At 64.7% G+C, this 13,168-nt stretch carries 9 protein-coding genes; all 9 read right to left on the minus strand.

What is annotated here, in order from left to right:
* Positions 1-3: 3 nt before the first annotated feature.
* A complete protein-coding gene (locus QP109_RS03165; RefSeq protein WP_285023290.1) occupies positions 4-1,287 on the minus strand; it encodes a thymidine phosphorylase in 1,284 nt (427 codons plus the stop codon).
* Positions 1,288-1,384: 97 nt separating this feature from the next.
* The gene (locus QP109_RS03170; protein WP_101627599.1) at positions 1,385-1,816 is read right to left on the minus strand and encodes a cytidine deaminase; all 432 of its coding nucleotides are present in this window, start codon (positions 1,814-1,816) and stop codon (positions 1,385-1,387) included.
* A gap of 10 nt (positions 1,817-1,826) precedes the next feature.
* A complete protein-coding gene (locus tag QP109_RS03175) occupies positions 1,827-3,113 on the minus strand; it encodes an ABC transporter permease (protein ID WP_285023248.1) in 1,287 nt (428 codons plus the stop codon).
* Positions 3,110-4,342, minus strand: a complete 1,233-nt coding sequence (locus QP109_RS03180; RefSeq protein ID WP_101627601.1) for an ABC transporter permease — start codon at positions 4,340-4,342, stop codon at positions 3,110-3,112. The genes QP109_RS03175 and QP109_RS03180 overlap by 4 nt, the downstream gene beginning before the upstream one ends.
* The gene (locus QP109_RS03185; protein WP_285023250.1) at positions 4,339-5,886 is read right to left on the minus strand and encodes an ABC transporter ATP-binding protein; all 1,548 of its coding nucleotides are present in this window, start codon (positions 5,884-5,886) and stop codon (positions 4,339-4,341) included. The genes QP109_RS03180 and QP109_RS03185 overlap by 4 nt, the downstream gene beginning before the upstream one ends.
* A 96-nt stretch (positions 5,887-5,982) precedes the next feature.
* The gene (locus QP109_RS03190) at positions 5,983-7,077 is read right to left on the minus strand and encodes a BMP family lipoprotein (RefSeq protein WP_101627603.1); all 1,095 of its coding nucleotides are present in this window, start codon (positions 7,075-7,077) and stop codon (positions 5,983-5,985) included.
* A 167-nt stretch (positions 7,078-7,244) separates the two neighbouring features.
* Positions 7,245-7,853 carry a hypothetical protein gene (locus QP109_RS03195; protein WP_101627604.1) on the minus strand — a complete coding sequence of 203 codons (609 nt, stop codon included), beginning with the start codon at positions 7,851-7,853 and terminating at the stop codon, positions 7,245-7,247.
* Between the two features lie 333 nt (positions 7,854-8,186).
* A complete protein-coding gene (locus QP109_RS03200; protein WP_285023251.1) occupies positions 8,187-10,565 on the minus strand; it encodes a bifunctional metallophosphatase/5'-nucleotidase in 2,379 nt (792 codons plus the stop codon).
* A gap of 65 nt (positions 10,566-10,630) precedes the next feature.
* The gene (locus QP109_RS03205) at positions 10,631-13,009 is read right to left on the minus strand and encodes an ExeM/NucH family extracellular endonuclease (RefSeq protein WP_285023253.1); all 2,379 of its coding nucleotides are present in this window, start codon (positions 13,007-13,009) and stop codon (positions 10,631-10,633) included.
* Between the last annotated feature and the right edge of the window lie 159 nt (positions 13,010-13,168).

Raw genomic sequence — 13,168 nt, forward strand, 5'->3', positions numbered from 1 at the left:
GCCCTACTGGACCTCTCCGAGGATCACCGAACGGGCCTCGGGGACGGCCGAGCCGATCATGACGCCGCCCTCGAGAGATTCCAGAGCACGGGCTATGCGCCATTCGTCATCGGTGTGGAGAGTGAGCAGGGGCTGGCCCTTCTTCACGGTCGCACCGGGCTTCGCATGGATCTCGATGCCCGCGCCTGCCTGAACCGGGTCTTCCTTCACGGCGCGTCCGGCGCCCAGGCGCCAAGAGGCGACGCCTACGGCCAGCGCGTCGAGCGTCTCGAGGACACCGTCAGACTCCGCGTAGACGACGTGCTTCTCCGCAGAGGTCGGTAGCTCCGCATCGGGATCACCACCCTGAGCGCGGATCATCTCGCGCCAGCGATCCATCGCGCGACCGTCCTTGAGGGCTGCCTCGACATCGACATCGGACTTGCCCGACATCTCAAGCATCTTGCGCGCGAGCGCGCAGGTGAGCTCGACGACATCCGCGGGGCCACCACCGGCGAGAACCTCGACGGACTCCTCCACCTCGAGGGCGTTGCCGACCTTGAGGCCGAGCGGGGTCGACATATCGGTGAGGTAGGCGAAGGTCTTCACTCCAGCGTCGGTACCGAGGTCAACCATCGTCCGGGCGAGTTCACGCGCCTGCTCGAGATCCTTCATAAAGGCTCCCGAGCCAACCTTCACATCGAGGACCAGCGAGCCCGTGCCCTCGGCGATCTTCTTCGACATGATCGACGAGGCGATGAGAGGAATGCAGTCGACCGTCGAGGTGATGTCGCGTAGCGCGTAGAGCTTCTTGTCCGCGGGTGCCAGACCCGCTCCGGCGGCGCAGATCACCGCGCCACAGCCCTCTCCAAGCTCGCGGTAGATCTCCTCATTCGTCATGGCGGCCCGCCAGCCCGGGATCGACTCAAGCTTGTCCAAGGTTCCGCCCGTGTGCCCGAGGCCACGACCCGACAGCTGCGGGACGGCCACGTCGAACACGGCGACGAGGGGCGCGAGCGGCAGAGTGATCTTGTCCCCCACTCCCCCGGTCGAGTGCTTGTCGGCTGTGGGGCGCGCGATGCGACCGAAGTCCATGCGCTCACCGGAGGCAATCATGGCCTTCGTCCAGCGCGCGATCTCCTCGCGGTTCATCCCACGCAGGAAGACCGCCATCGCGAGGGCGGCCATCTGCTCGTCCTTGACAGCGCCGCGGGTGTAGGCGTCGATCGTCCAGTCGATCTGCTCGCCGCTGAGAACGCCACCGTCCCGCTTGGTACGGATGACATCGACGACGTCGAAAACTTCCATCTTCTCTTTCCTTCCTGTGGGCGCTGCCGAGAGCGCCCGAAGCTGTACGAGGTGACGAGGGCGGTCGGCTCCAGCGTCTCCAGAGCCGACCAAGCCCTCAATCCTTGCGCGGGGTGGAGGTGGCGACTTCATCAAGGTCGCTGGGGCCGAATGCCTGGGGGAGGACCTCGCTCATCGGCATGACGCCGGTCGGCATGAGGACGAGGCAAGTCGGACCGCCGTGCTCGAAGATCACCTGTCGGCAGCGACCACAGGGAACCACCGATTCGGAGTTCCCGTTCACGCAAACGACTGCGAGGAGGCGACCCGCACCCGTGCGAATGAGCTCGGAGACCATCGAGGTCTCCGCACAGTGCCCGCAACCGTAGGCGGCGTTCTCGACGTTCGAGCCGACGACGATGCTCCCGTCCTCGGCGAGGCCTGCCGCACCCACGGGGTACCCGGAGTAGGGGCAGTAGGCCCGCTTCATCGCCTCAATCGCCGCGACGCGCAGGCGATCCCAGATCACCTCATCGACAGTGTCCACCATGATGCGTCCTTCACTTCACGTAGGGGATGTTCTCAGCCGCGGGGGCCTTCGACTTCCCGACGAACCCGGCGACCGCGATGATCGTCACGACGTAGGGGATCATCGACACGAGGTCGGAGGGGATCGCGGGTGCCACGTTCGGCAGCATCCTCGCGACGGCCTGGGCGAAGCCGAACATGACGGCCGCCGACATGGCGCCGATCGGATGCCACTTGCCGAGGATCATCGCTGCGAGGGCGATGTAGCCGTTGCCCGCGGAGATGTTGTCCGTGAAGGCCAGGCCGGAGCCGATCGTGAAGAACGCGCCACCGAGGCCCGCGAAAGCCGAGGCGAGGATCGTATTGCGCGAACGCGTACGGTTGACGTTGATGCCGACGGTGTCGGCGGCCTTCGGGTGCTCACCACAGGCGCGCAGGCGCAGGCCCCAGCGCGAGCGGTAGAGGAAGACCGCGAGGAAGACGACGGTCGCGTACATGAGGTACACGAGCACCGTCTGGTTGAACAGCATCGGGCCGATAATTGGGATCTCCGCGAGGAAGGGGATCTTCAGCGAAGGCAGGGAGAACCTGTTCGTGTTGAGGGTCTCGGGCGAGACCTTCATGAGCGTCCCGTAGAAGAAGGTGGTCAGACCCAGGGCGAGCACGTTGAGTACGACGCCGACGATGATCTGATCCACCCCGTAGCGGACGGAGAACAGGGCGAGCAGGCTACCGAGCAACGCCCCTGCGAGAGGAGCCGCAACGAGACCCGCGTAGGGGGTCTGGAAGAAGGAAGCCGCCATGACGCCCGCGAATGCGCCGACGAGCAGGTCGCCCTCGATCGCGATGTTGACGACGCCAACGTGCTCGGACACGACGCCCGAGAGGGCACCGAAGATGAGCGGCGTCGAGATCGCCACCGTCGACACGAGGGTCGAGGTGAGGGTGACGACGCCCGCCGAGCCCGAGCCCGCGTACACGAGGAACGCGAGAATCGTGCCGATACCGGCAAGAGTCATCCCGAGGATATCGAGCCAGCGCGGGCTCTTGACCCGCATCGAAGTCGTGATGATCGACCAGACGGCTACGAGCGCGACGAGGGCGAGCAACACCCAGAGGATGCCCGCGCCACCAAGGACGATATCGGGGATCTCGAAAGCCTGCGCATTGTCGGTGAGACGGATCGTGACCTCGCCCTTCGCCGTGAAGGAAAAGAAGGTGAGCAGGAGCGCCGCGAGGGTGTAGACGATCGGCAGTTTCCAGGAGCGCTTCACCTGGACGTCATCCATGACGTCGGCCTGAGTTCGGGTGGTGGTCATCGCGATTCTCCTTCCGCATCGGCGGCCGTGGCGTCGACGGCGGTCTCGGCCACCTTCGAGGTCGTCGGGGTGACGAGGGCGGGGGCCTCATCGTCAATGCCGAGGGTGGCGAGCTCGGCGCGCAACGACTTCTCGGACTCCTTGGGCAGGCGGAAGAGCCAGCGCACGAGAGCGGGGGCAGCGATGAGCAGGACGATGACCGACTGGAGGATGAGGATCATGTCGATCGGAACGCCCTTAGGCTGCATGGTGTAGCCACCGGCCTTGAACGCGCCGAAGAGAAGGCCGGCGAACATGGTTCCAAGGGGCTTGTTGCGTCCGAGCAGGGCGACGGTGATCGCATCGAAGCCGAGCGATCCCGCGATATCACGCGAGACATACCCGACGGTTCCGAGAGCTTCGTTCGCACCGACAAGACCCATGAAAGCGCCGGAGATCATCATCGTGATCGTGGTGATCTTCTCGACGGAGATGCCGGCGGTGCGGGCGGCCGCGGGGTTGGCACCGACGGCGCGCACCTGGAAGCCGAGGGTCGAGCGGTCCAAGATCCACCAGAACACGACGACGGCCAGGAAGGCGACGATGATACCCGCGTGGAGCTTGAAGGGCGAGGGGAGGATCGGGAGGAAGGCCGCCGTGTCGGCGACATCGGGGGTCTGCGGCTGGTTCGAGCCGGGAACCTGCCAGGACTTCTGCGCGAGCACATAGCCGAGGGTGAGAGCCGCGATCGAGTTGAGCATAATCGTGACAATGACCTCATTGGCTCCGGTGCGAGCCTTGAGCAAGCCCGCGATCCCCGCGTACAGTGCTCCCGCAACGACCGCGGCGAGGAGAGCGACGACGGTGTGCAGAACCGGTGGCAGGTGGAGGTTGAAGCCGACCCAGACGGCGGCGAGCGCGCCGAAGATAACCTGGCCCTTACCGCCGATGTTGAACAGTCCCGCGCGGAAGCCGAAGGCGAGGCCGAGGCCACCGATAATGAGCGGGGTCGCGTAGAGCAACGTGTTCGTGATCGGCTTGATCTGTCGGACGAAGCTATTGGCCTCCGGGTCGAAAATAGCGCCGCGGAACATCGCGTAGTAGGCGTCGGTCACCGAGGCGCCAGCCATGACGATGAGGATCGCGCCGACCGCGAAGGCGATGAGGACTGCGAGGATCGAGACGAACCATTTCGATCCGAGGATGTGCCGGGCGACGAGGCCGCCCTTGGATTGAGGTTTCTTCGTCATCGTGCCTCCTCCTGGGTGGAATCGGACTGGGAGGCGAGGGCCTCTTCGAGGGGCACGCCCGCCATCATGAGGCCGAGGACCTCACGCGGGGTATCGGGAGCGACGACGCCCATGATCCGCCCGCGGTACATGACCGCGATGCGATCGGCGAGCGCCACGACCTCGTCGAGCTCGGAGGAGATGAGCAGAACGGGCGTCCCCTGGTCGCGCACGGAGACGATCTGCTTGTGGATGAATTCGATGGAGCCGACATCAACGCCACGGGTCGGTTGGTTCGCGACGAGGAGGTTGAGATCCTTCGAGAGCTCGCGGGCGACGACGACCTTCTGCTGGTTGCCACCCGAGAGAGAGGAGATCGGGTCCTCGATAGAGGTCAGACGGATGTCGTACTCCTCTTCGAGAGCCTTCGCATTCTTCTCGATGACGCCGAGCCTGAGAGCCGGGCCGGCCGCGAAGGGCGCCTTATCGAACTGATCGAGGATGAGGTTCTCCGAGATGGAGAAGCCTGCGATGATGCCGTCGGTGGAGCGATCCTCGGGGATAAAGCCGATGCCCGCGTCGAGCGACTTGCGTGGCCCGGCGTGGGTGATGTCGACGCCTTCGAGGGTGATTGAGCCCGAGTCGGGGTTGACGAGGCCGAGGATGGCTTCAGCAAGTTCGGTCTGGCCGTTGCCCTGAACGCCGGCGACGGCGACGACCTCGCCCCGTTCGACGTCGAGACTGACGTGATCGAGGATTGTGTTGCCGGCGGAGCCCAGGAGCGAAACCTTGTCGAAGCAGAGTCCCCCGCCTGCCGGCTTGGCCTCCTCCTTTTCGACTTTGAGCATGATCGCGCGGCCGACCATCTTGTTGGCGAGTTCGTTCTCGGACTCGTCGGGCGAGGCGGTGCCGACGACGGCACCACGGCGGATGACGGTGATGTCATCGGAGACAGCGCGGACCTCGCGGAGCTTGTGGGTGATGAAGACGATGGAGGTTCCCGAGTCGGCGAGCTGGCGCATGATGGCCATGAGTTCGTCGGTCTCCTGCGGGGTGAGGACGGCGGTCGGCTCGTCGAGGATGAGGACCTTCGCCTCGCGCGAGAGGGCTTTGACGATCTCCACGCGCTGCTGGGCTCCGACGGGGAGGTCTTCGATCTTCGCGTCGGGGTCGAGGTCGAATCCGAAGCGGGCGGAGACCTCATTCACGAGGGCGCGAGCCTTCGCCAGATCGATGAGCCCGGCCTTGCCGACCGGCTCATCGCCGAGGGCGATCGATTCGGCGACGGTGAAGACGGGGATAAGCATGAAGTGCTGGTGCACCATGCCGATGCCGGCGGCGACCGCGTCGCCGGGCCCCCTGAAGACGACGGGCGCCCCGTCGATGAGGATCTGCCCCTCGTCGGGCTGGTGGAGTCCGTAGAGGACGTTCATGAGCGTCGATTTTCCGGCGCCGTTCTCTCCGAGGAGGGCGTGGATCCGTCCTTCCTCGATGGTGAGGTCAATGTGGTCGTTCGCGACCAGGGGCCCGAAGCGCTTCGTGATCCCCCTGAGTTCCAGTTTCACTGAGAACCTGCCTTTGGCTCTTCTTCGAGTGTCGGTGAGCGGGTTTTTGAGACGACGAGGGCGCGGCGGGGTGCCCCACCACGCCCTCGAGGTCGATTACTTCGGGGAGTTCGCCGACTCGACCTTGAGCTCGCCGCTCTTGATCTGGTCGGTGAGCTTCATGATGTCGTCCTTGAGCTCCTGGGAGACCTTGGAGTCGAAGTCGTGGAAGGGGGCGATGGAGACGCCGCCGTTCTCAAGGGTGCCGACGTAGGGGTCGGAGGTGAACTTGCCCTCGACGGAGTCTGCGATCGCCTGCTCGACGGAAGCGCCGATCTCCTTCATCACCGAGGTGAGAATGATCGAGGAGTAGTCGGGGCTGGTGAGGAACCAGTCGGAGTCGACGCCGATGATATAGGTCGAGCCGTGCTCCTTGGCAGCTGCGGCGGCGCCGAGGCCGACCGGGCCGGCGACCGGCATGATGATGTCGGCGCCCTGGTCAATGAACTGCTGGGCCTGCTGCTTGCCGAGGGCCTGGTCGTCGAAGGACTGGGTGAAGGAGCCGTTCTGGGCGGCCTTGTCCCAACCGAGGAGCTGGACGTTCGTGCCCTTGGCGGCATTGTAGGCGGCGACGCCGTCGGCGAAGCCATCCATGAAGATGGTGACCGAGGGGATCTGGATGCCACCGAAGGTGGCGACCTTGCCGGTCTGGGTCATGCCTGCGGCCACGTAGCCGGCGAGGTAGGCGGCCTCAGCGGTGTTGAAGAGGAGCGGACGGCCATTCTCGAGGACGACGGTGTTGAAGTCTGCGTCCGAGAAGGAGGAGTCGACGAGGGCGTAGTGGAGGTCCGCATTCTGATCGGCAGAGGCGTGGAGCGCCTTCTCGATCTTGAAGCCGACGCCGATAATGAGGTTGCAGCCGTCGTCAACCATGGCCTCGACGTTCGGGACGAAGTCCGCGTCGGAGGAGGATTCGGCGGTGTTGACTGAGATTCCGAGCTTCTCCTTGGCGGCGGTCAGGCCATTGTAGGCGGATTCGTTGAAGGACTTATCGTCCCAGCCGCCAGCGTCGGAGACGGCGCAGGCCTTGAAAGAGGAGCCTTCGCTAGCGGTGTCGCCGGATTCGGCGGCGGGCTTGGCGCCGGACGTGCAGCCGGCCAGGGCGAGCGCGGCGACTCCCGCGACTGCCAGGTACTTCGAGAAGGTGTTCATGGGTTTCCTCCAGTTGGGTTGTTCGTCGTTGAACAGCGCTGTTGCTTGAGCCTTCTTCGGCTCCGTCCTTGCGGAGCGTCGACATCCCGTATGGAACATTAGTAAAACTCCGAATTGACGTGTGATAAAATTATCGAGAGTGGAACGGGACCTGTCAAGTCCCCTGGTCAATCATGCAGACTCAAGAAGAGATCGTCGCCCTCGGCGATGAACCCCATCCGCTCGAAATAGGCCGGATCGCTCGTCGCACTGCGCGCAAGGCGCAACGCGGCGGGCACGACCCGACGAACGCCCTCGTCGGAATAGAGGGCACGCCCGGGAGTGAGATCACGGTGGCGGTCGGTGACGTAGTCGAGCAGAACCCGGCCCTCGTCGCCGTTGTTCACGTGGACGAACACGCCCGCGATCTCATCCGCGCACATCATGAGATGAGCGCCAGCGGTGCTGAGATCCGAACGGGAGAAGCCCGGGAAGGCCTCCTCGATGCCCGCGGCGTGAACCTCGAGGAAGTCGCGGACGAGAGGCGAATCCGCCTCGGCCGGCACGAAGCGGTATTCACGCCCCCCGCTGCGCAGACGGTAGAGCCAATAGGCGTCGATAATCGCGATGACGGCGTTCATCGCCGCGTAGGGCCAGATGCCGAAGACGACGTTGTACACGGTCGCGATGAGCGATCCGGCGAGATTGAGCGTTCTGAAACGCCTGATCGAAGGAACGATGAGCGAGATGACGACGAGCGCCGATCCGGTCCAGCCGATGATTTCCCACCAGGGCATGCATTCTTCCTTAGTTTTCGAGGACGACGAGGCCGGGGCCGAGGATCGGATGAGGGGGTGGCATCACCCCTCATCCGGCGCTCGTCGTCGAACACTGACATCCTGCGATGTCGGGGGTTGACAACTGTAGCAAGGACGGGAAGTCACGACTGTCGCCCTTTATCTTTTCGCAACATGTGTTGCCCGACACGGGGCGTTCACCCTCTCAGGCGTGAGCGTTCGCACGCGTCGAGAGTCGCGACTTTCATCCCGGTTCGGACCGCCTCTCGGCGGAACGCGGGCAGGGTCAGCCCCGGAGCGCGGCGGGTGAGAACCGCGTCCGGGGCCGGGGCGTCAGCGCCGCTTCGTCGTGAGAGCGACGGCGCCCGCACCGAGGAAGAGTCCCACGAGCACGAGGACAGATCCGCCATCGAAGCCAGTTCGCGCGAGACCGCTCTTCCCCGTCTTCCCCGACGAGGTTCCGGTAGTGGACGCAGACGAGGCCGCACCTCCGTCGCTCGGAGGGTTCGAGCCGGGACCGGCGCAGGCGACGTTGACGCTCAGACCGGCGGACGCCTCGACGACGCGGCCGAAGTCGGTATCGATCGTCACAGGCGTCGACACGACCTCGCCAGCCGCCTTCCCCTCACATGCCCCGACGGCGGTGACCGAGACGGTCGCCCGTCCGGCTCCGTCGGTCGTAATCACCGAGGATTCATCGGAGGCGTGCTCCTCGACGAGGGAGTTGTCGACAGCGGCCTCTCCGGCCTTACCGCCCGCCGCGACTCGAACGCCCGCGGTTCTCGACGGCCCCTCCGAGAAGGAGAGCCCCCTCAGTCCGACGGTGAATGAGGCACCGTCCTTGACGGGGTCCTTGGGCAAAGTGACGCCAATTGAGGACTTAAGCGATCGGGGCGTGGCTCCCGAATGAGCGGTGAGGAACTCATTGAACTTGTCGCGGTCAAGGTTTCCGCTGTTAACGAACGGCCCGCCCTTCGTCAGCGCGTCGAAGGAATCGCCTCCGGCAAGCAAGAAGGTGACGGACCCGACGGTGTAGGTCTTCGCCTCGTCCAGTGGCTGGCCGTTGACGGTGACTGAGGTAATGCGTTCGCCGAAGGGACGCTCAGGGTCGTACGTGTACCGAACATTCTCGGAGAGCCCGAGCTTGAGCAGCGGGCGGGAATTCTGGGAGTTGAGATTGGTCTTCCACTGCTGTTCGAGGGCGAGCTTGAAGTCAGCGCCGGTAATGGACACATATCCGAGCTCGTTCGAGAAGGGCATGACCGCGTACGACTGAGCGTAGGTGATGGTGCCGTCATCATTCGGGACGAGGTCCTCACGCAGACCACCCGCATTGATGATACCGATATCGACGGGACGCCCCTCCTTCGTCGTGATCGTCTCGCGCATCGCGTCGGCTACGAAGTCCCCGAGGCTCGACTCGATGCCACGGTTGGATCCAGGATCGGTCTGTCCGCCCGGGGTTGTGAAGACGCCCCGTCGGAACGCCTCCGTATAACCGGTACCGACGACCCGCTTGCCAGCCTCCTTCGAATCCGCGACCGCCTTGTCCACGATGGCCTTGGTCTCGGGAGCCTCGCCGCACTCGGCGACCTTCGCCGCAGGCACGAGCTGGGTGTCCGCCTTGACGACGGCTCCTACTGTCATGTCGTACGAGATGCGGATGAGTCCAAGATTGTCGGTGTACGAGCCCGACGCAACGCCAGCAAGTAGCGGGTTCTTCGAGTCAAGCTTCTCGGCCGAGTCAACCTTGTCAAACTCGTAGGGCACGTGGGTATCCCCGCCCATGATGCCGTCGACATTTTTCCCAACCAGCGGATAGTTGTTCTTCACATCATCGTCGAGCATGGCGATGACCACCTGGGCCTCGCCGGACTGCTTGATCTGCGCGGCCAGTTCGTCGATCCTGGCGATCGGGTCGTCGAACACGAGCCCCGCGGTCGTTCCCGGACTCAACTTGTAGGGGACATCCTGGGCGATGGCGCCGATGAAGGCGACTTTGACGCCCGAGGGCGAGGCCCACACCTTGTAGTCACCGAGGTAGGGCTTTGAAATCCCCCCGTCTTCCCACGAGCCCATTCCCCGGACATTGGCTCCGAGGTAGGGGAAGCTCGCCTGCACAAACTCTGCGGTATTCGAGCCGTCGACGCGTTGCTTGAAGACGGCCTGCCCCATGTCGAGCTCGTGATTACCGATCGTCGAAGCGAGCGGATCGAGGGTGTTGAGCGCGGCGATCGTCGGATTGTCCTTGAGAGACCCGGACGTGTAGGGCGAGGCGCCGATGTTGTCACCGAGGAGCGTGAACGACGAATTCGGGTTTTTGTTACGGGCGGACTTAAGGTAGCAGTTCATCGCCGCAAGCCCGGCCTCTTTGACGGTGCCTTTCTTCGTCACCTGCTCAATGTGCCCGTGGACGTCGGTGAGTGTGTAGAGGTCGAGTTCGACGACTCCCCCGCCGTTCGCGGGCGCCAACGCCGGCGCCCCGGTCGCCGGGGTCGAATCGGGAGCCGACGGGGCGCTCGCGCCCTCGGCGTCGGAGTCGACGAGGGTTGTCGCGGCCCCCGATTGGGCTCCGGTAACGCCTGCGGCAACACCGGATTGAGGTTCATCCGAGGCTCCGTCCGTTGTTGGCACAGCAAGAGCCGCGACAGGCGACAGAGCCAGGAGGAAGGCGGCGCTGCCACCGATGAGCATTGTTCTGCGTTTATTCATGGTGTTCCTTCGTTTATTCGCCCGCCACATCGCGGGCGCTTGCGCGGCGTTGACCTCAGGTCTGGTCAGCGTCGCTTCCTCGACGCCGCCATACCGGCGACGCCTACCGCCCCGAGGAGGAGTCCTGCGACGGTGATGAGCGCGAAGCCGTCATTGACGCCCGTACGCGCGAGCCCCCTTGAGGCGGACGGCGAAGTCCGAGCGGGGGGCGTCTGCCCAGGTGTGCCCTGAGGCTGGGGTTGAGGGTTCGGGGAGGGCTCGACGTCGCGGACGAGGTCAAGGCCAATAATCTCCGGATTGTGATCGGACGAGCGATAGGGGTTCGTCGTCTCCGTCGCAAGGAACATGTTCGCGTTGGAGCGCGAGTACTCGAAGGCGACGGATTCCTGGGCATTGATCGCCCACGAGGCAACACCGACGACAAGCGGATGGGCCGCGGCATTCGAGAAGACGTGGTCGAGCGACCCTGAACGTCCGGAGTAGACATAGGACGGGTGCGCGCTACCGGATTCCCGGTTCCAGCCCGCGGCCTCAAGGACCGCGAGAGGGTCCTCCTTCGCGTAGGAATTGAAGTCGCCGACGAGGAGAGTCGGCTTCCCCGAGAAGCTCTCGGCAAAAGCCGCGAGTGCCTTCGCCTGGGCGACACGGATGGCGTTGGCATTCCCCTGGCCGTCTCCGCTGTCGGTGTTGCCCTCCTCCATTCCCTTGGGCACGGAGCCCTTCGACTTGAAGTGGTTGGCGATAACGACGACGCTGCGACCAACCTGGGTCTCGGTGACCACGGGGGTGAATTCTTGCGCGAGTGGCTGTCGGGCAAGACCGGTGAACGCCGGGTCGTCGAGGATCATCGACTCGCCGACGGGCTCGACGGTCGAAGGCCGGTAGATGAAGGCGACGCGGATGACGTCCTCGTTCGCAGGGACGTTCGTCGGGCTCGGGACGTAGGCCCAGGTGCCCGCTCCGGCCTTCGCGTTCAGTGCCTCGACGAGGTTCTTCAAGGCAGCGTCACGATCGTGAGAGGCGCCAACTACGGCAGAATTCTCGATCTCCTCGAGGGCGACGACGTCAGCGTTGATCTCGGTGATCGCGGCGACGATCTTCGACTGTTGCATCGCAAAAGCCTTGGCCGAGTAGGCGCCTCGTACCTGGCACTTCTTCGCCGTGACGAAATTCCCCTCGCGGTCGGGGTAGCCGGAGCAACCGGCTTCGTTCTCGCCGAGGTCGGAGAAGTAGTTGAGGACGTTGAAGGTGGCGACGCGAATATCTCCACCGACGGCGGGCAGACTCGGCCTCTCGCCACTGATCGTGACGGGCGAGCGGTCGGGGTGGGCGGCGACCATGCGGGTGGGCTGGAGGATGAATGCCTCGTGGCGCGAATCGAGGATCACGGGCGCGTCGAAGGCGAGCGTGTAGCCGACGCGTGCGGGCGCACCATTGGCGAGGTAGGCGTAGGGGACTTCGGTCGCGGCTGCGCGTCCGAGGTTGGTGTTCGTGCCGTCGTCGAGGGCGATGGCGCGCGCGGCGTTTTCGGCCTCGTAGGCGCGGGCCTGGTCGCCGGGGGCGACAACGTCGGTGGCGGCACGCAGAGGCTCGGTCCCCGGCGTGAGGGAGAGCGTGCCGTACTGGCCAACCGAGTAGTTGTCGGTGATCGTCCATGTTCCCTGCGGGGCGATGAGCATCGACTCAAGCGCTTCCATCTGCGCTCCAGTCGGTACGGTGTCGAGGGGGGTCGGTGCGACGGGCTCGCAACCCTCGACGGCGGAAACGGAGGAGACGGAAATCTGGGTGAGGCTCTGCGTGGAGGCGGGGGTCTTGGGGCCAGTCTCGGGGTATTCGAAGACCTTGCCAGCCACCTGGACGCAGCTTCCGATTGCCGGGACGTCAATCGCCTTCGTGCCGACGTAGGCGAAGATGGCGTCGGAGGCCGTGCGCGCGGTGTCCCATGTGCCGCCAGTTCCAGGGGTCTGGATGACGAAGCCGCTGAGGGTCGAAGTGAGTCCGTCCTCGCCGTACGGGTAGGAGGCTGTGACGACACCACGGGTGATTACCTCCACTCCCACGAGGGCGGAGTCGTCGCCCTCGCCGATCGTCTGGATATCCGGGATCGGTGTGAGCGCCGTGGCGGAGCGGGGAGCGCGACGCAGGATCGGAGGCTTAGGCGACGAGGACGGGACCTCCGACTGGGCCTCAGCCGAATGTGCGGGGACCATGGAGTCAGTGGACGGGACGGAGGCCCCCCCATCGGCGGATTCGCCGCCGGATTGAGTGGCCTCGACAGGCTCATCGGCGCCCGGGGAGAGTGCCCCGGACTGAGAAGCGCCCGCGCCGAGCGCGTCTGCGGACGTTCCTGCCGCGCCGGGGGCGGCCTGGGCGACGAGCGGAGTCGTCGCAAGGATAAGGGCGGCGACCCCTCCGATAAGGCCGTGCAGTACTGTTCCTCGCACTTCGGAATCCCCTTCTGTAACCCTTGTGCGTCCTTGCCAAGGGAGTGGAATCGAAACGGGCATCAACTTTGACACCCTGCAAATCCCAAGATTAACAAATGGACACCTATTCGTAAACGAAAATTATTTATTTACTTTTTAAAGACCCCTATTGCCCGC

This window comes from Pauljensenia sp. UMB9872 (assembly GCF_030212665.1).
Classification (GTDB): domain Bacteria; phylum Actinomycetota; class Actinomycetes; order Actinomycetales; family Actinomycetaceae; genus Pauljensenia; species Pauljensenia turicensis_B.

Bases quoted from the DNA above. Each gene is read 5' to 3' on its own strand.
- QP109_RS03165 (WP_285023290.1), bottom strand. From the start codon at position 1,287: ATGGAAGTTTTCGACGTCGTCGATGTCATCCGTACCAAGCGGGACGGT.
- QP109_RS03170 (WP_101627599.1), bottom strand. From the start codon at position 1,816: ATGGTGGACACTGTCGATGAGGTGATCTGGGATCGCCTGCGCGTCGCG.
- QP109_RS03175 (WP_285023248.1), bottom strand. From the start codon at position 3,113: ATGACCACCACCCGAACTCAGGCCGACGTCATGGATGACGTCCAGGTG.
- QP109_RS03180 (WP_101627601.1), bottom strand. From the start codon at position 4,342: ATGACGAAGAAACCTCAATCCAAGGGCGGCCTCGTCGCCCGGCACATC.
- QP109_RS03190 (WP_101627603.1), bottom strand. From the start codon at position 7,077: ATGAACACCTTCTCGAAGTACCTGGCAGTCGCGGGAGTCGCCGCGCTC.
- QP109_RS03195 (WP_101627604.1), bottom strand. From the start codon at position 7,853: ATGCCCTGGTGGGAAATCATCGGCTGGACCGGATCGGCGCTCGTCGTC.
- QP109_RS03200 (WP_285023251.1), bottom strand. From the start codon at position 10,565: ATGAATAAACGCAGAACAATGCTCATCGGTGGCAGCGCCGCCTTCCTC.